Consider the following 20,605-nt stretch of genomic DNA (forward strand, 5'->3'; position numbering starts at 1 on the left):
GCCTTGCGCAGGATCAGGGAGATCCGCGGCACCGTCGCGTTGCAGTACGCGTAGAGCAGCTTCGCGCCGTGCCGGATGATCCCACCGTGCTCCTGGTCCACGCCGGGCAGGAAACCCGGCACGTCGAGGAGGGTCACGATCGGGATGTTGAAGGCATCGCAGAGCTGGACGAAGCGCGCGGCTTTCTCGGACGCCTCGATGTCCAGGACCCCGGCCAGCGTCTTGGGCTGGTTGGCGACGATGCCCACCACCTCGCCGCCCAGCCGGGCCAGGGCGCAGATGATGTTGCGCGCCCAGCGCTCATGGACCTCCAGGTACTCGCCGTCGTCCACCAGCTCCTCGATGACCTCCGCCATGTCGTACGGGCGGTTGCCGTCCACCGGAACCAGGTCGAGGAGGGTGTCCGAGCGGCGGTCGGCGGGATCGGCGGTAGGTACCACGGGCGGGTTCTCGCGGTTGTGCCGCGGCAGCAGGGACAGCAGGTAGCGGACCTCGGCGATGCAGGTCTCCTCGTCGTCGTACGCGAAGTGCGCGACGCCCGAGGTCTCGGCGTGGACGTCCGCGCCGCCCAGGCCGTTCTGCGTGATCTCCTCGCCGGTGACCGCCTTCACGACGTCCGGACCGGTGATGAACATCTGCGAGGTCTCACGGACCATGAACACGAAGTCGGTGAGAGCGGGGCTGTAGGCCGCACCACCCGCGCACGGACCGAGCATCACGGAGATCTGCGGGATCACACCGGACGCCCTGGTGTTCCGCTGGAAGATCCCGCCGTACCCCGCGAGCGCCGAAACACCCTCCTGGATACGGGCACCCGCCCCGTCGTTCAGCGACACCAGCGGCGCACCCGCCGAGATGGCCATGTCCATGATCTTGTGGATCTTCGTCGCGTGGGCCTCACCCAGCGCCCCGCCGAAGATCCGGAAATCATGCGCGTACACGAAAACCGTCCGGCCCTCCACCGTGCCCCAGCCCGTGACCACACCATCGGTGTACGGCCTCTTCGCCTCCAAGCCGAAACCCGTCGCCCGGTGCCGCCGCAACTGCTCCACCTCATGGAAGGAACCCGGGTCGAAAAGGAGCTCGATGCGCTCACGCGCCGTCAGCTTGCCCTTCGCGTGCTGCACCTCGGTCGCCCGGTCTCCGGGCCCGTGCTCCGCGGCCGCGTGGATCTCGCGCAGTTCCGCCACACGGCCGCGGAGACCGGCCTGCCCCAGCAGTTCCGGGACGGGGGAAGTGGTCATCGACATGTCGTCAGTCCCTTCCTGGAATGCGTTGCCGCACTATCGCCAGCTGCGCGGAGCTCGGTAGACGGGTTCCGGGCTCCACCCCGGGACGCTCCCGGCCGGGGCCTCCGCCCGCTGCCCGCCGGCGTCCGCGCGCAGGGCGAGCAGCACCACCGTGAGCGCGGCGAGCTCCTCCTCGGTGGCCCGTCCGCGCTCGATGCGCAACGCGGACACTGCCGGTCCCGGACCGCCCATACCCCACCTCCAGCGTTTACGGCAGCATCCGCCACTCCGCTGGAGCACCGCTCCAACCCCGCTGGAGAACCGCTCGGAAGCCGGTCAACGACTCCCCGCGCACACCGACTTCAGCCCGTTGGCCAGCGCACCGGCACAGCCGGGCCCGCTGCCGACGCCCGTCATGACCACGGCCGCGACCGTGCCCTCGTCGGCCGCGCACGCCATCTCGTACGCGGCCGCGCCCCCCGGCCCGGCGCCGCACAGCACCAGCCGCCCGGGCCCCGGCCGCCCGGCCCCGAGCAACCGGGACAGCGCGGAAGGGTCCCCCCGCCGCGCCGCCCGCAGGCTCACGATCCGTTCCGGACCCCGGTGATGACGGGCCAGCGCCTCGTACGCGCCCACGGGCACCCCCGGTGTCCGCACCAGCACGATCGTGTCGGCCGATGGCTCCCCGGCACGCAGCACCGCCACCTCGGGCCCCTCCGGCACGGGCGGTCGCGGCAGCACGCGGGGCACCTCGAAGCCCTGGAGGAGTTCGAGGAGATCGCCCACGGCGGACTGCGGATCGCGGTGGTCCGGCAACGACCTCAGCAGGCGTACGCAGTGCGAGAGCAGCGCGGACGCGTCCACGTCCCCCAGGCACCGGCGGTCGTAGCGCACCGTGAGGGCGAGCCCGCCGTCCGCGTCGTGCCGGGCCGCCAGGGTCAGCGGCAGTCCGGGGTGGGCGCTGATGCTGCGCGGGGCGTCCACCTCGACGCCCTGGGCGCGCAGCTCCGCCAGCAGCGCCTGGGGCAGCTCGACCCGGTTGTCGAACACGATGCCGGTCTCGAAGAGTTCGGCATCGGGGTTCCGGCCGGTCCAGACCCGGACCCGGTCGCCCGGCACCCAGGCGTGGACGGCCAGGTCCAGCGCGGCGTCGCGCGTCTGCCCGAGGAGACCGGCCACCGGCTCGGCGGGGTCGACCGTGACCGTCATCGGCAACGGGTTGCCCAGCAGCCCCGGAATGCCCGCGGCGCCCTCCATCGGGATGTCCCGGGCCGACAGGTGCACGCCGAAGCTGACCGGCACCGGGCCGGCCGCACCGGCCGCCCGGTACAGCAGCAGGGCCCACACGGCGTGCAGGGCGCTGGACTCCCCCGCCCCGCGCATCGCGGCCCAGGTACGCAGCCGGGTGGTCTGGGGCGGCCGCAGCCGCCGGTGGACGCGTCCGGTGCCGAGGGGCCCGGCCGGGGACCCGTCGTCCGGGACCCCTGGCGGGGCCGTCTCCGGAGGCGCGGTGGCCGTCGCCCAGTAGGCGCGGGCGCCCTCGGTGCGCTGCCGGGCCAGCCACCGGGCGTGGTCGCGCACATCGGGTCGCCGCTCACGGCCGGGCAGGGCTCCGCCGCGGGCGTAGGCCCGGTAGAACTCCCGCAGCAGGAGGTGGACGCCGCGCTCGTCCAGCAGCGCCCGGTGGTAGGTGAGCAGGACCCGGGTGGGCGCCCGGGTGCCCCCGGGTCTGGGTGGCCCCTCCAGCAGGGTCACGCGCAGCAGCCCGGGGCGGTGCGGTGCGAAGCCGCGCAGGCGGTCGCGCTCGATCAGGTCGCTCCAGGAGACGGCGCCGTGTGCGAGGTGGGCGACGTCGATCGCGGCCCAGTCGTGCAGTACCAGGCGGGGCAGGTGCGTCCAGTCGAAGGCCGCCCGCAGCACGGTCTCCCGGTCGGCGACGGACAGCCAGGCGGCGGTGAACCGGGGGAGATCGACCTGGCCCGTCCAGTTCCAGGCGACCTGGCCGACGTGCCCGCCCGCCGGCTCCTCGACGGCCGCGCGGATCAGGTCCTGTTGGTGCCCGGCGACGGTGACGGTGTCGCGCGCGCCGCCCGCCAGCGCCAGGATGTCGGCGAACACCGCGGCTCCGGGCCTGCCCCGGCCGCCGTCCGCGTGCGCGACACGCAGGGTGAGGCGCCCGGCGCCGGACGCCTCCGCCGTCACCGTGTACGCGTGCCGCTGGGCCACCCGCGCCGCCACCGCCTCGGCCGGTCCCGGGTCGAGAGGGCCGCACAGCTCCGCCTCGACGGACGGGCCGGAGGCAGCGGGCACGGGTGCGAAGACCACCGCAAGCACCAGATCGTCACTCATCGGGGCCCTGATCCTGCGTACGCCGCATCACATGCCCTCCCTCAGCCGGTACGGCTGCCCTCTCAGGCGAGCCGCACTCCGCTCGCCCCCGCGACACCCTCGGGCCGGGCCATGAGGATGGAACGCTGCAACTTGGCCAGCGCGGGCGAGGGTTCGAGCCCGAGCGTGCGGACCAGCGTGGAGCGCAGCCGCTGATAGGCGTCCAGTGCCTCACCGCGCCGACCGGAACGGTAGAGGGCCAGCATGTACTGGCCGCACAGGCTCTCATGGGTGGAGTACCTGCTGAGCAGGACGGTGAGCTCGGAGAGCAGTTCGCGGTGACGGCCCAGTCTGAGATCGGCCTCGATGCGCTGGTCGAGAGCGCACAGCCGGCTCTCCTCCAGCCGCTTGATCTGGGTGTCGAGGTGCGCCCCGGTGTGGACGTCGGCGAGCGCCGGGCCGGTCCACAGGCCCAGCGCCTCGCGGAGCAGCCGCGCACCCTCGGGGAAGTCCTCGGCGTCCATGGCCCGGTATCCCATGCCGGCCAGCCGCTCGAACTCCTGCACGTCGTGGCTGCCGTCACCGCCCTTGAGTAAGTAGCCTCCGGGGACGGTGAGCAGGACGTCCTTGGCCGTACGGGTGTCGTCGCCGTGCTCCTCAAGCGCTGCGGTGATCAGTTCGCGCAGCTGCAGGATGTAGGTCTGGAGGGTGGGCCGGGCGCTGCGCGGCGGCTCGCTCCCCCACAGCTCCTCGGTGAGGGTGCCAACGGGCACCACCTCGTCCGCGTGCAGGGCCAGCAGGGCGAGCACCTGCCGGGGCTTGGGCGCGGTCGGTGTGATCGAAGTGCCCATTTCCCGCACGGCGAGCGTGCCGAGTACGTCGATGTCCACGCGATCTCCCCGTCATCCCCGGCCGCCGGGACGGCCTGGACTTCTGCTGACGGAACAATTTAAAAACAGCGCAGGCGGTATGTCAATACCAAACCGTCTGCCCCGTTTAATCTCGCGCGGAGCGCCAGCGATCCTTGAGACATGGTCATCTTGATCCGATTTATTTTCCCAAACACGGACAAAGAGAAGCCCATCGAGGAGGTCACGGGGAGCCGCATCCCGGCGACGGGCGCCCGAATTACCAGACCGCGCAGACTGTTTTGCGAGGTGGAGGGCGTGTTCACAAGGCAGGGGCCTGCCGGCAACGGGCTGCCGACCACGTTCCGGAAGCGACAGCGGCGACCGGCCGGGATGCGCACGGAAGCGCCCCGCCCGCCGCGCGGGGCCGCGTGGCTACTCGGCCGGACTCAGCCGCGGCAGCGCGAACTCCCACATCTGGACCAGCCGCTCCGCGGACCGCCAGTACCGGTCGGCCGCGCCGAGGGTTTCCAGGCCGAGCGTCGCCGCCACGATGACCACCGCCGCGTCCTCGGCCGAGACGTCCTCGGCCAACTCGCCGTTGTCACGGGCCTGGACGAGGGCGTTGCACACCCACGCGTACCACCAGTCGTGGAGCTTGGCCTCGCTCTTGCGCGAGGGATCGCCGCCCAGCCGGAAGCCCGCGCGCACGACCGGGTCGTCGGTGACCGCGTCCATCAAGCGACCCACAGCGGCGACGAGCCCCTGGAGCCGGCCCCCCTTGGCGGCCCTCGCGCTCTCCTCGGTCAGCGCGAGGGCGGACTCCGCGGCGGCGGCCTCCACGGCGGCCGCCAGCGCGTCCTTGTTGGGGAAGTGGAAGTGCAGGGCGCCCGAACTCACTCCGGCCCGGCCGCTGATGACCGGGAGCGTTGCCATCGCGTACCCGTCGGCGCCGAAGACCTCCGCCGCGGCCGAGATGAGGGCCTGACGCGTCACAGCCGCTCGCGCCTGCTTCACCATCGTGTCCTCCTCCGGGCCGGGCGAGGGGACCGGCGTAAAGTCGTCCGATTCACCCTGGATTCTCCATACTGACTCGTGCATACCCTAGCAAACCGCACGGCTGGTTGGTTTACGGCCGCGACGTGGCCTCACGGGGTTCAGCTGATCATTTTGCATGCGGCCGGGGAACCTTGTGAGCTCAGGCCTTGGAAACAGTTGGTTTCTCCAGTCGTTCTCCCCGAAAAATGCACCGCGAACCCACAAAAGAAACCGTCCGATAGGTTTCTTTTTTCGCCCGCACGAGCGGTGGGCGCGAACGGCGCGAGGTTCCATGCGCCCTATGTCCGCATTTAAGCCTCATTGCGAGGGGTCAAGTTCCCGTCAGAGGTGGTGAAACGGAATGCGATATTCAAGTAAACGCTCGGTCCTTGGTAAAGTCTTTACTTTTGGGCCGATTGAAGAAAACCGGTAGGTCCGTATCTTAAGTGGCGTCGCCGAACACAGGTTTCAAGTCCAGACGGGGGCCCCATGAGTCTCACCACTGCTGAAGCCAGAACCGCCCTCCCGGCCGCGCCGCGGCTGACCAGCACGGTCGCGAAGGAGTACGTGCACCGCGACTCCGTCGCGGAGGTGTTCCTCACCGGATGCGACTCCCGGGACGGGATGAACTTCGCGCTGACCGGCCAATGGCCTCGCGCCCACACCATGTTCCGGAGCCAGGACGGCACGAGCCACGACCCGCTCCAGATCGCGGAAACGTTCCGGCAGGCGGGCATCTACGTCTCCCACGTGGAGCTGGGCGTGCCCCTCGGCCACAACTTCGTGATGTCGAGCATCACGTACGCGGCCGATCCCGGGAACCTGCGCATCGCCTCGGGCCCCACCGACTTCGACCTCGACACCCGGTGCACGGACATCGTCCGGCGCAGGGGCATCGCCAGCCGCGTCGCCTTCGAGTTCGCACTCCGCCGGGGCGGCCGCTCCCTGGCGGGCGGCACCGGGCAGATCTCCGTGATCCCCCCGGCCGTCTACAACCGGTTACGCCAGAACCGCGCCGCCCAGCCCCCCGTCACCGAAACGCACCCGGCCCGCGATCCGCTGCCGTCGGCCGTCGTCGGACGGCCGTTCACCACGGATGTCGTGCTCTCCCCCGTCCCCGGGTCCGCACCCGGCGGAAGCCCGCGCTGGCTGCTCACCCCGGACCTCGACCACCCGATCCTCTTCGACCACAAGGGCGATCACGTGCCCGGCATGGTCCTGCTCGAAGCGGCCCGCCAGGCCGCCTGTGCCGTGCTGGCGCCCCGGCCGTTCACCCCGGCTGCCGCCGCCAACGACTTCCACCAGTACGCCGAACTCGACCGGCCCTGCTGGATCGAGGTGACCCGGGTGGAGCACGAACCCGGCGACATGGTCACGGTGGAGGTCACCGGCCGCCAGGACGGCAAGGACGTCTTCACCTCGGTGCTCACCGGCCCGGTCGGCTAGGCGAACGACAGCCGTCGGTACGGAGAACGCCCGGTACGGTCCTGGGTCGCTGAGCCACCCACGCGACGAATCCGCAGGTCATCCCCGTACGCATCGCGCCAAAGCGACCGAAGCGACCGAAGGATCCGCTCAGACCTGCATGCGGGAGGCCGCTCCGCAAGAGGGCCGCGCCTCCCGCGTGCGGGCGGGCGGGACGGCGCCTGCGCGGCACCTCGTCAGAGGTCGAACGCGACGTGCTCCAGGTCGGTGTACTCCACGAGGAGCCCCTGCGCCCGGCGCCCGCCGTCCTTGAAGTAGATCTCCTGCAGTCCCTCGGCAGCGACCTCCTGGAGCTGGCGGTCGCTGCCGCCCTGCTCCCGCAGTTCGAAGAGCCGGGCCGCGTACGTCGGCGGGAGCGCCACGGTGAGGTGACGCAGCCGTGCGTCGTCGGTGGAGCCGGGCGCCGCCGTGTAACCGAACCGGGCCCGGGTGTCGATGACGATGCCCCCGGTGGTCGCCGCGGCCTTGCGGGCCTTCGCCTGGATCTGCGGCTGCCAGCGCCTCTTGACCTCCCGTTCCAGGCGGGCGGCCAGCTCCGGGCGGGGCCTCTTCAGCTGGTTGCGCACGTACCGCTCGACCGTGCGCTGGGTGATGCCCAGCAGTTCGGCGGCGGCCCTGGTGCCCTTGAGCTGCTTGACGAGGTACCGCATCTGCGCACCGGCCGACTTGGGCGCGGGCCGGGTGAACGCCCGCTGGACCGCCTCGTCGAGACCTTCCCCGACCGTGTTCATCGGCTGGTTCCCCTACTCTCCGTCGTCCTTGGCGGTGACGGCGCCGTCCTTGATGTACCGGGCCAGGTTGAGTTCCGGACCGTACTCCTCCCGGACGGCCTCCGCCCACAGCGTGGTCTGCGAGCCCTCGTGCTTCACCATTCCCGGGCTGACCCCGAGCCGGAAACCCCCGGGCAGCGGTTTGCCGTCCCGGTACGGCAGGAAGTCCAGCGGCGAGGGCCCGTCGGAGGCGTACACCGCGCAGTCCGAGAGCACGGCGACCGGGTACTGGCCCGTCGCGGCCGCCAGCCGGACCATCTTGCGGTGCATGTTGATCCTGGCCCGCGAGATGACGGCGGCCCGGATGTCGGGACGCCAGGTCGGCCGGCTCAGCGCGGGCCACGGCTTGCCCGGCCGCCATCCGCCGCCGCGCGGCCGCTCCCTCAGCTTGCCGATGCCGCCCTTGACCGTCGCCTTGACCGCCGACAGGACGACCGCGAGCTGCGGATCACGGTCCCGGTACTCCTCCATCGCCGCCAGGAACGCGTCGGGCGCCAGCCCCTCACCCACGCCGAGGTCCGCCATGGTCGCCATGTACGCGTCGCGCAGCCGCTTGTACCAGCCGTCCAGGTAACGCCCGTTGGCCGGGCGCACCCACGCCTCCACGGGTGCCACCTCGTAGCCGAGTTCGACCGCGTACGCCACGGTCGGCGTCGCGTACCAGGCGGGGCCCTCCGGGCGGTCGCCCTTCGGCGTGAACGGGCTGGGCAGCAGGTCCCCGTCGAGCCGCCGCCACTCCTTTCCGATCACGACGTGCGACGGGTCCACGTGCGACAGGTCCACCAGCCAGGAGCCGGGCAGCGCCGGGTCGAACGCGGGGCTGTCCACATGCACGGGCGCCTCCAGACCGACCACAGCCCCGTTGGCGGCCGCGCCGAAGGCGAGGTTGACGTCGATGCCGACCAGATGGCGCTTCAGGCACTCGTCGTCCGTGAGCGGCCGCGCCCAGTCGTACGCCTCCTCGAACAGCATCTCGGCCGGGCCGCGCTGGTGGAAGCGGGGCAGGCCGGCGAGGAGCGGGTGCCCGTCGGGGGCCTCGCAGGGGGCGCACTCGACGGGCTCGGTGCCGAGCGAGCCGGGATTGCGCTCGCTGTGCCGCTTCCCGTCCGCGTCGGGCGCGCTCGCCCGGGTCGGCGGGTGCAGCGAGGTCATGAGTTCCAGCCCGGTGACGGCGGTGGAGCCCCGGGGCGTCATCACGCGCGACGCATACGTGCCCAGCAGCCGTACGAGTTCGGCCGGCGGGAGCTGCGAGGCGCCGTTCCAGTGGCGGACGTCGAGCGCGTTCCAGGCCGGGATGCAGAGCTGGACGCAGCTGCGGCGCGCACCGCGTGCGGGCCGGTAGATCCGGGCCCACGGGCCGAAACCACGCCGGGTCAGCTTCCACTCGGCCCGCGCCAGCTGCTTGAGCACCTTGTGGTCCTCCGGCAGCCGCCCGGCAAGGCTCTCCTCCCGCGTCAGCCGTACGGGCAGCCCGAACCGCTCGCACGCCGCTTCGGTGAGGACGAGCAGCGGGTCGGCGTCCTGACCGCTGGGGTGCAACCGCTCGGCGCCGAGGCGCGCCTCGCCCAGGGCCCATTCGACCAGGGCGGGCAGCGTCTTGACGGGCACGTCGAGCACCAGCCCGCCCACGCAGTACGCGAACACCTCGCCGCCGTCCGCGTCGACGACGGCGAGCGGCCCGTGCTCGTACGGGGAGGCATTGCCCTCGCGCGTGCGGGGTACGGGGACGGGGCTTGTCGGGGCAGCCCGCTCGGCGACGACCGTTTCGGCGGGCTCGGGTTCGGCGGGCTCGGGTTCGGCCGGCTCCACGACGGCGGGCACGACCGCTTCGGCGGCCTCAGCGGGCTCCGCGGCCTCGGTGACCTCCGCAACGGGCGCGACCGCCTCCTCCTCCGGCGCGAAACGCGCGGCAAGTCCCTCCAGCAGCCGGGCGTACGCGGCCCGCTTCGGCGGCCGGGGCTCGCTGCGCCCGGACTCCCAGTTGCCGACCGACTCGCGGCGGCTCTTCAGCGCCTTCGCGACCTGGTCCTGGCTCAGCCCGGCGGCCTCGCGCAGCCGCTTGCGTTCGGCCGGCGGCGGCAGCGGGTCCTGCGCGATCTGCTCCAGCAGCGCGTCGACCGCGCTGAACAGCAACTGCTCCTCGTGGGACAAAAAGATCACCTCCTGCGCCACCCTATCGAACCGCTCATCGGAACACTCATGGATGTCGCACCGATTGCGCATGTCGAGCCGACGTCACTGGAGCCGGGACTCAGCCCGGCTGGAGACGGCCGGACTGCTTGCCCGCACCCGACGACCGGACCCGAGCGACCGGGAGTCCGCTCGGTAGCTGGAATTCCCGAGACGGAACCGCAGGTCACGCGCCTGACCGGAACGCTGAGCGACCGAAGCGACCCATGGGTCAGATATATGCGGCCATTGGCGTGTGCGCGCGTGTGCGTCATATATGGAGAGCTTGAGTCGCTTCAGTCGCTTTCCCGTCGACCGTCCCGCTGTGACCTGTGGGTTCACGGAAGCCGCTGGGAGCGACCGAGCGACCGGGGACTGCACGCGGTCCGGTCGTGAGTAGCTGGGGGCACCTTTCGACGGGCCCGTCCGTTCTGCCGCATGGACCTCTTCTTCCCCGGAGGTTTCGCTAATCTGATTTTGCAGGTTGAGTCGCTTCAGTCGCTGATGGGGGAAGTGAATGGCAGCTGAACTGCGGGTCTCGCGCGGCGACTCACGGCAGTTCACGGGGGCTGAGCCGGTCGCCGCGCAGCCTCTGACGACAGCGTGGTGGTGTGCGCGCCAGGGGTGGCCGGTTCATCCTCTTGCGCCGGGCCGCAAGACGCCGGTGGCCAACTGTGAGGCGTGCCGCCGCCCGGACCACGCCCGCGATCGGTGCGGCTGCCTGCGGGCGGGCCGCTGGTGCCACGGGTTCCACGCCGCGACGCTCGACCTCGACCGGATCGGGCATTGGTGGGGCTTCCGCCCGGACCTCGGCGTCGGCGTGGCCACCGGCCCGGCGGGCCTCGTCGTCATCGACATCGACGCGCACGCCCGCGAACTCCCCCGCCGGGACCGCCTGTTGCCGGGCGTCGGGATATCCGCCGGGATCGACCTGACCGGCCTCGCCAACGGCTTCCACACACTGGGCCTGCTGGCCGCCCTGCGCGGCGCCACCAGCCCCGCGGACGACGCGTCCACCCTCCGGGTCCGCACCCCGTCGGGCGGCATGCACGTCTGGTACCGCAACGACGGCGGCCACCGCTGGCAGTGCTCGGCCGGTTCGGGCGGCGGGCGGGCCCTCGCCTGGCAGGTCGACGTCCGGGCGCACGGCGGGTACATCGTCGCGCCCGGCACTGTCACCGAGGCCGGGACCTACCGTCCGCTCGGGGCCGTACGCACCCCCGCCCCGCTGCCCGCCTGGCTCGCCCGGGAGCTCCAGCGCACCGGCCACCTCCCGGCCAGCCCGGCGCCGGGGCCCAGACCCGTGCCGCCCCGGGCCCGGCAGGCGGTGCTCGCGGCGGGCGGCCGGACCGCCGAGCCGGGCGAGCGCCTGCTGACGGGACTCCTCGCGGAGGTCGCCGCCTGCGCGTCCGTCCCCGAGGGCGCCGCGTTCTCCGAGAAGCTGAACCGGGCCGCGTACACGGCGGGCGGCCTCGTCGCCGCCGGACACGTCACCGAGGACGAGGCCGTCCGGGCGCTGCGCGAGGCCGCCGGGCTGGCCCGCCCGGACCAGGCGCGGCGCAGCCTCGCCATCATCCGGGGCGGACTCGGCGCGGGGCGGCTGCGGCCGCTGGCCCTCGGGGGGCACGCGTGAGCGCGGACCAGGACAGAGTGCTGCCCTCGCCCTCCTTCGACGTACAGGCCGTGGCCGCGCAGATCCTCGCCCGGCCCGTCGCGCAGCCCCGGCAGCTCGACGACGCCTCCACGCCGTACGCCACACCGGACGGGCTGCTGCCCGACACGCTCACGGACCGGGGCAACGCCAAGCTGTTCGTCAGGCTCTACCGCAACGACTACCGGCATGTGCCCGGCATCGGCTGGTTCCGCTGGGACGGCACCCGCTGGCAGTTCGACGAGGACGACACCGTGCTGTGGTCGGCGGGCGACCTGGCGGAATCCCTCGCCACCACCGACCCGCGCGGTGTCTTCACACCCGCCGCGCTCCAGCAGCACCGGCGGCGCACGCTCAGCACGAGCGGGATGAACGCGATGCTGACCCAGGCCAGGTCCGCCCCGGGCATGGTCCTCAACGCGGCGCTCCTGGACGCCGATCCGTACGCGCTGTGCACTCCGGCGGGCGTGGTGGACCTGCGTACGGGCTTCATCCGCCCCGCCGAGCCCACCAAGGACTTCCACTCCCGCTCCACCTCGGCGGCCCCCCGGGCGATGCCCACGCCGCGCTGGGACCGCTTCCTGGCCGACACCTTCGGCGAGGGCCCGGACGGCGAGGAGATGATCTCCTTCCTCCAGTTGCTGCTCGGCTACTCCATCACCGGTGACGTCGGCGGCCAGGTGATGCCGTTCCTGTTCGGCTCCGGCAAGAACGGCAAGTCGGTACTGCTGGACGTCCTGATGAAGCTCCTGCGGGACTACGCGGACGCGGCGCCGCCCGGCTTCCTGATGTCACGCCCGTACGAGGGCCACCCCACGGACCTCGCCGAACTGCACGGCCGACGGGTCATCGTGTGCAGCGAGGTCAAGCCGGGCGACCGCTTCGACGAGGCCCGCGTCAAGCTTCTGACCGGCGGCGACCGGATCAAGGCGCGCCGGATGCGGCAGGACTTCTTCAGCTTCGAACCGACCCACAAGATGTGGCTGCTGGGCAACCACCGCCCCGAAGTCGGCACGGGCGGCTTCGCGTTCTGGCGCCGCATGCGCCTCATCCCGTTCGAACGCGTCGTCTCGGACCACCGCAAGATCGACAACCTGGCGGACATCCTGGTCACCCAGGAGGGGCCCGGCATCCTCAACTGGCTGATCGAGGGCGCCCGCCGCTACCTGGGCGGCGACAAGGACCTCTCGGGTCCCGAGCGGGTACGGATCGCGACGACCGTGTACGCGGAGACCGAGGACCACACCGGGCGGTTCGTCGGCGAGACCTGCCGGCTCGACGCCGGACTCCGCTCCGAACAGGCCCAGCTCTACGCGGCGTACAAGCGCTGGTGCCAGAATGAGGGCGTTCCGGCGATTTCGTCGCGAGCGTTCGCGGCGCACATCCGCGAAGTGGTGGGGCTGGCATCACCGAAGGAAATGATCTTTTCCAACCAGCGCAAGTACTACCCGGGCATCGGCCTGCTCGCGGACGAGGAGACAGTATGAGCGCCCTCATCGCAGAAGACGAGATCGTCCACGAGGTCGACCTCGTGTGGCTTGAGGACATCACCGTGCTCGACTACGTCCGCCAGAGCCTGGACCGCCTGCCGACCCGCCGGGGCAAACCCGCCTACCACCGCGACGGAAGAATGGTCGGCTACGCCCTGCTCGGCCCGAAGGCCAAGCCGTCACGCTCCTCGGGCACCTTCCGGCGCCGGGTGTTCTGGCTGCTCCCCCACGACCGGGACACCGAACCCGACGGGCTCTACGCGCGGGGCGCCCCGGCCGAGGCCGTGGACGTGCGGACGCTGGCACCGGGCAGCAAGGGCCACAAGACCGAGCGTTCCGAGGGCGGCCCGATGTCCTCGGCGGGCGCCCGTGAACTTCAGCCATAGCGGTACGCCCCCGGCGGTCCCCGGTCCGGATGCGTACCAGGATGGTTAAGAAACAGCACACCCGGTATATTTCTGTACGTCGGGACACTCGCGGACAGAGAGGGCACCGCCGTGCAGGGGGAAGGTCTCATCGAAGCCCAGGTGCTCGTCGCGGGGGGCGGCCCTGTCGGCCTGCTCGTGGCGGCCGAACTCGCGGCGTACGGCGTCGACGCCTTACTGCTCGAACCCAGGACCGAGGTCTCCGACCAGCCCAAGGCGACCACGCTGCACGCCCGGGCGGTGCAGTCCCTGGCCCGCCGGGGCCACCTCCCCGGCGGGCCACTCCCCTACGCGGCCGAAACCGCCACCAGCGCCTTCCACTTCGCGGGGCTCCCCGGCCTGGCGATCACCGCTCCCCCGGACGAACCCGAACCGGTCCTCAAGTGCGCCCAGGCCGCCCTGGAACGCCATCTGGAGGCCCGTGCGCGTGCCGCCGGTGCCCGCGTCCTGCGCGGCCACCGCCTCACCGACGCCGTCCAGGACGCGGACGGCGTACGGATCACGGCCGAGGGCCCCGAAGGACCGCGGCACTTCCGCGCCGGGTACCTGGTCGGGGCGGACGGCGCCCGCAGCACGGTCCGCGCCCGGGCGGGCATCGAGTCCGACACCTTTCCGGCCACGGTGTCCGCGCTGATGGGGACCGTGACACTGGAGGATCCGGGTGCCCTGCCCAAGGGCTGGCACCGCACACCGCGCGGCTGGATCGTCGCCAAGCACGACGGGGACCGCACCCACCTGCGGACGCTCAACTGCGACGGCGCCCACCCGGACCGGCAGCGGCCCGTCACGCTGGAGGAGTTGCGCAGCGAGGTGGCCCACATCGCGGGCCGCGACATCGCGATGCACTCTCCGCACTGGCTGAGCCGCTTCAGCGATTTCGCCCGCTTGGCCCGCACCTTCGCCCGGGGACGGGTCTTCCTGGTCGGCGACGCCGCGCACGTCCACTTCCCCATCGGCGGCCAGGGCCTGAGCACCGGCGTGCTCGACGCGCTGAACCTGAGCTGGAAGCTCGCCCTCGCGGTGCGCGGTTCGGCGGGCCCCACACTGCTGAACGGCTACGACGCGGAACGCCGGCCGCAAGCCCGCCGCGTGATCGACGGCACCCTGGCCCAGCTCGCCCTGATGCGCCCCGGCCCCGAGGCGGACGCCCTGCGCACGGTCTTCACCGGCCTGCTCGCGGACGAGAGCGGGAGCGGTCACCTCAGCGGCCTGATCAGCGCTCAGGACACCGTCCTGCCGGACCCCACCGGCGCGGGCGGCCCGGCTGCGGGAACGTACCTCGGCAACACGGCGCTCAGTACCCCGGACGGCGACACCGACGTCATCCGCCTACTGCACGACGGGCGGCCGCTCCTGCTGCTCCTGGGCGACAAGACGGACGGCTTCCGGCAGGAGGCCCGGGCCTGGGCGGACATCCTGCGCACCGTGGAGGTGCGGCCCACACCGGACGTGCCCTACGAAGCGGCGCTGCTGAGGCCCGACGGCTACCTCGCCTGGGTCCCCGGCGACGGCGTCCTGCGGCAGGTCCTGACGGCGTACTTCGGCCCGGGCACCGCAGCCCGGTGAGACCGGGCGCCCCGCTGCGATCAGCTCGCGGTCTCCAGGACATCGCGCATATCGGCCGCCTTCAAGGCCTCCGCGTAGACCTTGGCACCCCGGGACTCGGACAGATCCAGCGAGGCCAGCACGGACGGCACCACCGCACTGGGCAGCAGATGACGCATCAGGGCGGACACCCGCACCACCAGATCGCGGTACTCGCACACGGCCTGCGACATCGACTGGATACCGGCGAAGGATCCCACGATGACCTCGGCCGTCTCCGGCGGCGAGATGTGAGGCAGCAACTCGCCCTGGGCCTGCGCCTGCTGGAGCAGTTCGAGACCGACCTCGCCCCACCGCAGGAACGGGCCGCTGCGGTCGAGGTTGTGCGTCAGCTGGTCCATCGTCAGCCGCACCCCTGCCCGCACCATCGGATCGGTCTGGAGCCGATGCGCCTGAAGCATCACGACGTCCACGACCTCCTGCACCTTGGACGCGCGAATCGGCACGATGATCCGCTGGTCCTGCTCGGAGAGAACGCCCTGGGCCAGGTCTTCCTTGGAGTGGAAGTGGAAGTACAGCGCGCCCTTGGTCACCCCCGCCTCGGTGAGGATCTGGGAGATCGTGGCCGCTTGGTACCCGTGCTCCTCAAAGATCTTGGCCGCCGCCGAAAGAATCGTCTGCCGGGTGCGGATGGCCCGCAGCTGCTCAGCCACTGTGTCTCCTCCCTCCTCGGGGTGGTGGAACGCGAGGCGATAAATAAACCGTCCAGTTCGTATCTTACAGCCAGGCCTCTTCCCTCCGCCCTGGTCGGGGAAATGTCCGGCGGGAAAGGGGAAACCATGATCCTCGTCACGGGCGCAACCGGGACGATCGGCAGTGAAGTGCTCCGCCGTCTCCCCTCGGACCGGCCCGTACGCATCATGGCCAGGCACCCCGAGCGGGTCACCGGCGCCCCTCCGGCCGCCCGGATCGTCCACGGGGACTTCACCGACCCCACGTCCCTGACGGACGCTCTGCACAACGTCCACACCGCCTTCCTGGTCACGAATCCCGACGGCGCCGACGACACACGCTTCCTGGACCCGGCCCGTGCGGCCGGCATCCGGCACATCGTCAAGCTCTCGGCGGCCGCCGTCACCGACCCGGCCGCTGACGACCTGATCACCCGTCGCCAGCGCCACAACGAGGACCTGCTGCGCGCCTCGGGCATCCGCTGGACCCTGCTGCGCCCCCGCGCCTTCATGTCCAACGCCCTGGCGTGGGCCCGCTCGATCCGCTCCGACCACGTCGTGCGCGCCCCGTACGGAACCTCCGCCAACGCCTGCGTCGACCCCGGGGACGTCGCGCAGGCGGCCGTCCTGGCCCTGACCGGGCGCGGCCGCGACCACGCGGGCGCGGCCTACACCCTGACCGGCCCTCAGGCCCTGTCTGCCGCCGAGCAGACGGCCCAGCTCGCCGAGCTCCTCGGCCTGCCGCTGCGCTTCGAGGAGCTGAGCCCCCAGCAGGCCCGTACAGCCCTCGAAGCTCGCTACCCGACCGATATCGCCTCCGCTCTCCTGGAGAGCGCCACACGGCAGTACAGCGGCTCCAAGGCGGGCGTGAGCCCCGACCTCCCCGACCTGCTCGGGCGCCCCGCCCGGACATTCCGCGACTGGGCCGCCGATCACCTGGACGCATTCCGGCCCGACTCCCCCGCAAAAGCCTAGGGACCGAAGCCCCTTCAGTCCCTCACCGTTCGGTCCCTCTTCAGTCCCTCCGACAAAACCGCAGGTCAAAGGCTTGCCTCCTCCGCCAGCCAGGGCCTGAAGGGACTGAAGGGACTCAAGGTCGGTAGTTATAAGCCAATTGTGGGTGCGTGTGTATGCGCACGCGCGTAGAACAACCCTATATATCCCTTTGTACCTACTACTCTGGTCCTGAAGCGCTGATAACTACCGACCTTGAGTCCCTTCAGTCCCTCCGTTTTTCCCCTACAAGCCTCTGACCTGCACTTTCACCCGAGGGACCGAAGAGGGACCGAAACTTCCAGTCCCTCCGTTCCGCGTTCAGTCCCTCCCATTCGGTCCCTCCCCGCGGTCCGGGCGAACCTGCCCGGCGCGCCCTGGCGCTGACGTCCGACACACCCATGCGCAAGGGACCGAAGGGACTCGCGGAACGAAGAGTCCCGCCCGCCGAGGGACGCCTGTTGTAGGCTCTGATCCGAATCTGAAAACTCAGTCCCTTCAGTCCCTCAGCCTGGCAGTAGAGCCGCTCTGACCTGGGTTTTCTCTGGAGGGACTGAATCGTTCAGGACTGAACAACCTGTTGGCCCCTCGGCAAGGACGATCAGCGTGCCGCGTCAAAGAGAGACCAGTGGCCCCCCTGCGGCGGGACCCACGAGTCCCTTCGACATGGCCCGTTGGTGCGCGGCGAACGGCTGGCCCGTCCACCCCCTGGCCTCCGGCCGCAAGACCCCCGCGGGCAATTGCCCGTCCTGCCGCGAGGACCCCCACCGCCCGGCGGACTGCCCCTGCCTGCCCGCCGGGCGGTGGTGCCACGGCTTCCACGCCGCGACCACCGATCCGGAACGCCTGGCCGCCTGGTGGGGCGTCAACCCCAAGCTCGGCGTCGGCGTCTCGTGCGGCCCGGCCGGCCTCGTCGTACTGGACATCGACGCACACAGTGCCGAAGTCCCGCACCGAGACCGGCTCCTGCCCGGCATCCCGATCCACGAGAGCGTCAACCTCACCGGCCTTGCCTCAGGCTTCGACACCCTCGCCCTGCTCGCCGCGCTGCGCGGCCACCCCAGCCCCGCGGACGACGAGGCCACCCTGCGCGTCCGCACGCCCTCAGGCGGCCTCCACATCTGGTACCGCACCGCACCCGGCGGACCGAGATACCGCTCGTCCGTGGGCTCCAGCCCCAAGGTCGCCCTGGCCTGGCAGGTCGACGTCCGGGCCACCGGCGGCTACATCGTCACCCCGGCCACCCGCACCCCCTCGGGCACCTACACGCCCGTAGGCCCGGCCCGCATGCCCGCCCCCCTCCCCGACTGGCTCGCCGCCGAACTCCGGCGCACCGGCCACACACCGGGCCCCGAGCCCGTACGAGTTCCCGCGCCCCGGCCCGTACGCATGCCACGCGCCGCCCAGGGCACCCCTCGCGCGCTCCGGGTGCTGGAGCCCCTGCTCGCCGAGGTCCGGGCCTGCGCGGCGGCCTCCGAGGGCACCGCGTTCACCGAGAAACTCAACCGGGCCGCCTACACCGCGGGCGGACTCGTAGCCGCCGGGCGCCTCGCCGAGCCCCGTGCCCAGGTCCTGCTCACCGAAGCGGCCGACGCCGCGCGCCCTCACCGTCATCGGCACAGCCTCACCGTCATCGCCTCAGCCCTGTCCGCCGGCGCAGCCCGCCCGCTCGATCCCGAAGGACGCCCATGAGCAGCGCCGACAGCAGCCCGCGCTTCGACGCCACTGCCGCAGCGCAGCAGATGCTCGCCCTCGAAGCCGAGGGCGGCCTTCCCGGCCTGCCCGCCCAGCAGAACGCCTCCGCGGTCAGCGAACCGGCCCCGCCCGGGGGCCGCCTGCCCTCCCTCCTCACCGACCGGGGCAACGCCAAGCTGTTCGCCGTGATGTTCGGCGACCAGTTCCGGCACGTCGAGGGCCTGGGCTGGTACCACTGGGACCAGTACCGATGGAAGCGCACGGGCGGCGAGAAGGCAGCGGTCTGGGCGGCGGGCGATCTGGCCGAGCAGATGCCCCCCACCGATCCCACCGGCCAGTTCACGGACCGGGAAGTGCGTGCGCACCGCCGCCGCTCCATGTCGACCCCCGGCATCAAGGCCATGCTCACGCAGGCGAAGGCATCCCCCGCCCTCGCGCTGGACCCCGACGTCCTGGACGGCGACCCCTACGCCCTGTGCACCCCGGCAGGTGTCGTGGACCTCCATACCGGAAACCTGCGCAAGCCCGACCCCGAGGGCGACATGCACTCCCGGGCCACGAGTGTCGCGCCCGAGAAGACTCCGACCCCGCGCTGGCACCGGTTCCTGCACGACACGTTCGGCGACGACGCCAAGGGCGAGGAGACGATCCACTTCCTCCACCTGCTCCTCGGCTACTCCGTCACGGGCGACGTCGGCGCACAGGTGCTCCCCTTCCTGTACGGGACCGGTGCGAACGGCAAGTCCGTACTGCTCGACGTGATGACGCAGATCCTCGGCGACTACGCGCAGGCCGCCCCGCCGGGCTTCCTCATGGAGAAGGGCAAGTTCTCCGAGCACTCCACGGAACTCACCGAACTTCACGGCCGGCGGATCGTCGTCTGCTCGGAGCTCAAGCCGAACGACAAGTTCGACGAGTCCCGGGTGAAGCTGCTGACCGGCGGCGACCGCATCATGGCCCGCCGCATGAGGCAGGACTTCTTCAGCTTCAACCCGACCCACAAGCTCTGGCTGCTCGGCAACCACCGCCCCGAAGTCGGCACCGGCGGTCACGCGTTCTGGCGCCGCATCCGCCTCATCCCGTTCGAACGCGTCGTCCCCGCAGCCCGCAAGATCGACAACCTCGCCAAGGAGCTCGTCCAGAGCGAGGGCCCCGGCATCCTGCAGTGGCTCATCGAGGGCGCCAAGCTCTACCTGGCCACCCGCGACCCGCTCGACGGCCCTGCCACGGTCCGCTCGGCCACCGCCGCCTATGCCACCACCGAGGACCACATCGGCCGCTTCCTCGCCGAGTGCTGCACCACCCACACCGCGGACCTCCGCGTGGAACAGGGCCTGCTGTACGCGGCGTACAGCAGCTGGTGCGGAGCAGGCGAAGGCATCCGGCCGGCCACGGCCCGCGCGTTCGCGACCCGGGTCCGCCAGGAACTCTCCCTCGCCTCGCCCGCCGACATGATGAAGTCCAGCGGCAAGAAGTACTACCCGGGCCTGGGACTCCTCACCGACGAAGACTCCAGGACCAGCCATGCCTGACGCACGCACCCGGCACGCACCCGCCGGTCCGGCCTACCATGAATACGGTGCCCCCACCAGGGAACGTGCTCACACCCACCCCGGCCTCCTCCCGGCCGGCCGACACACAAAGGGGCTGCAGCCATGAGCTCGCTGCTGAACGAGAGCGACCTCCACCACGAGAACGCCGTGGTCTGGCTGGAGAACCCCGACAACCTCGACTACGTACGCCAGGCGCTCGACAAGACCACCCGCCGCCGCGGAAAGCCCCGCTACGAACGCGACGGACGCATGGTCGGCTACACCGAGCTGGAGGCCCACACCGAGGCCGACCCCGACAGCGGACTCCACCTGCGCCGGGTCTTCTTCCTGCTCCCCCACGACCGCGACGCCGACCCCGACGGTCCGTACCACGAGGGCGCCCCGGGCGAGGCGGTCGACCCCAGCACCATCGAGCCGAAGCGCGTCGGAGACAAGACGCCCCGCTCACAACGCGGCCTGGCCGCGACGTCGGAGACCGGCAGCTGACGGTGTGGGGGGATTATTACGCCGTAATAATCCCCCCACACCGCCGCTCTATTACGCCGTAATAACCGCCCCGCCCCGGATCCCGAGCCCGGCTCCACGCCTACCCAGGAGCCGGGCTCTTGAGCACTCCTCAAAACAAAAGACAGCCAGAACTAACGCGTCGGTACCA

General features: G+C 71.5%; 17 protein-coding genes. 9 read left to right on the plus strand and 8 right to left on the minus strand.

The features are described 5' to 3' along the window. The 5 genes from ACZ6C6_RS34790 to ACZ6C6_RS34810 all read right to left on the minus strand — a co-directional run. Positions 1-1,244: acyl-CoA carboxylase subunit beta (locus ACZ6C6_RS34790; protein WP_469208884.1), on the minus strand; the 1,244-nt coding region annotated here is incomplete at its 3' end. Positions 1,245-1,283: 39 nt separating this feature from the next. Next, positions 1,284-1,460, minus strand: coding sequence for an acyl-CoA carboxylase subunit epsilon (locus ACZ6C6_RS34795; protein ID WP_469208848.1), 177 nt, complete (start codon positions 1,458-1,460; stop codon positions 1,284-1,286). A 105-nt stretch (positions 1,461-1,565) separates the two neighbouring features. Continuing rightward, a complete protein-coding gene (locus ACZ6C6_RS34800; protein WP_469208850.1) occupies positions 1,566-3,578 on the minus strand; it encodes a condensation domain-containing protein in 2,013 nt (670 codons plus the stop codon). Between the two features lie 62 nt (positions 3,579-3,640). After that, positions 3,641-4,447 carry an AfsR/SARP family transcriptional regulator gene (locus tag ACZ6C6_RS34805; RefSeq protein WP_469208852.1) on the minus strand — a complete coding sequence of 269 codons (807 nt, stop codon included), beginning with the start codon at positions 4,445-4,447 and terminating at the stop codon, positions 3,641-3,643. 393 nt (positions 4,448-4,840) lie between these two features. Further along, on the minus strand, positions 4,841-5,425 hold the full coding sequence (locus ACZ6C6_RS34810) for a ScbR family autoregulator-binding transcription factor (RefSeq protein ID WP_469208854.1): 585 nt from the start codon (positions 5,423-5,425) through the stop codon (positions 4,841-4,843). Positions 5,426-5,932: 507 nt separating this feature from the next. Between ACZ6C6_RS34810 and ACZ6C6_RS34815 the strand changes: the two genes are divergently transcribed. Then, positions 5,933-6,889, plus strand: coding sequence for a ScbA/BarX family gamma-butyrolactone biosynthesis protein (locus ACZ6C6_RS34815; RefSeq protein ID WP_469208855.1), 957 nt, complete (start codon positions 5,933-5,935; stop codon positions 6,887-6,889). Between the two features lie 215 nt (positions 6,890-7,104). Here the strand turns inward: ACZ6C6_RS34815 and tpg are convergent, their stop codons facing one another. Together tpg and tap are read right to left on the minus strand one after the other, a co-directional pair. After that, a complete protein-coding gene (gene tpg, locus ACZ6C6_RS34820) occupies positions 7,105-7,659 on the minus strand; it encodes a telomere-protecting terminal protein Tpg (protein ID WP_469208857.1) in 555 nt (184 codons plus the stop codon). Positions 7,660-7,671: 12 nt separating this feature from the next. Beyond that, positions 7,672-9,849 carry a telomere-associated protein Tap gene (tap, locus tag ACZ6C6_RS34825; RefSeq protein ID WP_469208886.1) on the minus strand — a complete coding sequence of 726 codons (2,178 nt, stop codon included), beginning with the start codon at positions 9,847-9,849 and terminating at the stop codon, positions 7,672-7,674. A gap of 682 nt (positions 9,850-10,531) precedes the next feature. Here tap and ACZ6C6_RS34830 point away from each other — a divergent pair. The 4 genes from ACZ6C6_RS34830 (at position 10,532) to ACZ6C6_RS34845 (ending at position 14,999) form a co-directional block, all read left to right on the plus strand. Further along, positions 10,532-11,500, plus strand: coding sequence for a bifunctional DNA primase/polymerase (locus ACZ6C6_RS34830; protein ID WP_469208859.1), 969 nt, complete (start codon positions 10,532-10,534; stop codon positions 11,498-11,500). A gap of 17 nt (positions 11,501-11,517) precedes the next feature. Next, positions 11,518-13,005 carry a DNA primase family protein gene (locus tag ACZ6C6_RS34835; RefSeq protein ID WP_469208888.1) on the plus strand — a complete coding sequence of 496 codons (1,488 nt, stop codon included), beginning with the start codon at positions 11,518-11,520 and terminating at the stop codon, positions 13,003-13,005. After that, positions 13,002-13,394 (plus strand): DUF6009 family protein, encoded by a 393-nt coding sequence (locus tag ACZ6C6_RS34840; RefSeq protein ID WP_469208861.1) that lies wholly within the window; start codon positions 13,002-13,004, stop codon positions 13,392-13,394. The genes ACZ6C6_RS34835 and ACZ6C6_RS34840 overlap by 4 nt, the downstream gene beginning before the upstream one ends. A 111-nt stretch (positions 13,395-13,505) precedes the next feature. Beyond that, the gene (locus ACZ6C6_RS34845; protein ID WP_469208863.1) at positions 13,506-14,999 is read left to right on the plus strand and encodes an FAD-dependent monooxygenase; all 1,494 of its coding nucleotides are present in this window, start codon (positions 13,506-13,508) and stop codon (positions 14,997-14,999) included. A 20-nt stretch (positions 15,000-15,019) separates the two neighbouring features. On the opposite strand, the gene ACZ6C6_RS34850 is transcribed toward ACZ6C6_RS34845, so the two are convergent. Next, positions 15,020-15,691, minus strand: coding sequence for a ScbR family autoregulator-binding transcription factor (locus ACZ6C6_RS34850; RefSeq protein WP_469208865.1), 672 nt, complete (start codon positions 15,689-15,691; stop codon positions 15,020-15,022). 126 nt (positions 15,692-15,817) lie between these two features. Here ACZ6C6_RS34850 and ACZ6C6_RS34855 point away from each other — a divergent pair, with 126 nt between their 5' ends. The 4 genes from ACZ6C6_RS34855 to ACZ6C6_RS34870 all read left to right on the plus strand — a co-directional run bounded on the left by ACZ6C6_RS34855 (position 15,818) and on the right by ACZ6C6_RS34870 (position 20,436). Next, the gene (locus ACZ6C6_RS34855) at positions 15,818-16,684 is read left to right on the plus strand and encodes an NAD(P)H-binding protein (protein ID WP_469208868.1); all 867 of its coding nucleotides are present in this window, start codon (positions 15,818-15,820) and stop codon (positions 16,682-16,684) included. A 684-nt stretch (positions 16,685-17,368) separates the two neighbouring features. Further along, positions 17,369-18,394, plus strand: coding sequence for a bifunctional DNA primase/polymerase (locus ACZ6C6_RS34860; protein ID WP_469208869.1), 1,026 nt, complete (start codon positions 17,369-17,371; stop codon positions 18,392-18,394). Continuing rightward, on the plus strand, positions 18,391-19,929 hold the full coding sequence (locus ACZ6C6_RS34865) for a DNA primase family protein (protein WP_469208871.1): 1,539 nt from the start codon (positions 18,391-18,393) through the stop codon (positions 19,927-19,929). Before ACZ6C6_RS34860 ends, ACZ6C6_RS34865 begins: the two co-directional genes overlap by 4 nt. Positions 19,930-20,052: 123 nt before the next feature. Next, a complete protein-coding gene (locus tag ACZ6C6_RS34870; protein ID WP_365687613.1) occupies positions 20,053-20,436 on the plus strand; it encodes a DUF6009 family protein in 384 nt (127 codons plus the stop codon). The last annotated feature ends 169 nt before the right edge of the window (positions 20,437-20,605 follow it).

It is taken from the genome of Streptomyces sp. NPDC041814 (genome assembly GCF_055590565.1).

What these genes read in the sequence shown, in the direction of transcription:
- ACZ6C6_RS34800 (WP_469208850.1), bottom strand. Translation starts at nt 3,578, where the DNA reads ATGAGTGACGATCTGGTGCTTGCGGTGGTCTTCGCACCCGTGCCCGCT.
- ACZ6C6_RS34810 (WP_469208854.1), bottom strand. Translation starts at nt 5,425, where the DNA reads ATGGTGAAGCAGGCGCGAGCGGCTGTGACGCGTCAGGCCCTCATCTCG.
- ACZ6C6_RS34815 (WP_469208855.1), top strand. Translation starts at nt 5,933, where the DNA reads ATGAGTCTCACCACTGCTGAAGCCAGAACCGCCCTCCCGGCCGCGCCG.
- tpg (WP_469208857.1), bottom strand. Translation starts at nt 7,659, where the DNA reads ATGAACACGGTCGGGGAAGGTCTCGACGAGGCGGTCCAGCGGGCGTTC.
- ACZ6C6_RS34840 (WP_469208861.1), top strand. Translation starts at nt 13,002, where the DNA reads ATGAGCGCCCTCATCGCAGAAGACGAGATCGTCCACGAGGTCGACCTC.
- ACZ6C6_RS34855 (WP_469208868.1), top strand. Translation starts at nt 15,818, where the DNA reads ATGATCCTCGTCACGGGCGCAACCGGGACGATCGGCAGTGAAGTGCTC.
- ACZ6C6_RS34860 (WP_469208869.1), top strand. Translation starts at nt 17,369, where the DNA reads ATGGCCCGTTGGTGCGCGGCGAACGGCTGGCCCGTCCACCCCCTGGCC.
- ACZ6C6_RS34865 (WP_469208871.1), top strand. Translation starts at nt 18,391, where the DNA reads ATGAGCAGCGCCGACAGCAGCCCGCGCTTCGACGCCACTGCCGCAGCG.
- ACZ6C6_RS34870 (WP_365687613.1), top strand. Translation starts at nt 20,053, where the DNA reads ATGAGCTCGCTGCTGAACGAGAGCGACCTCCACCACGAGAACGCCGTG.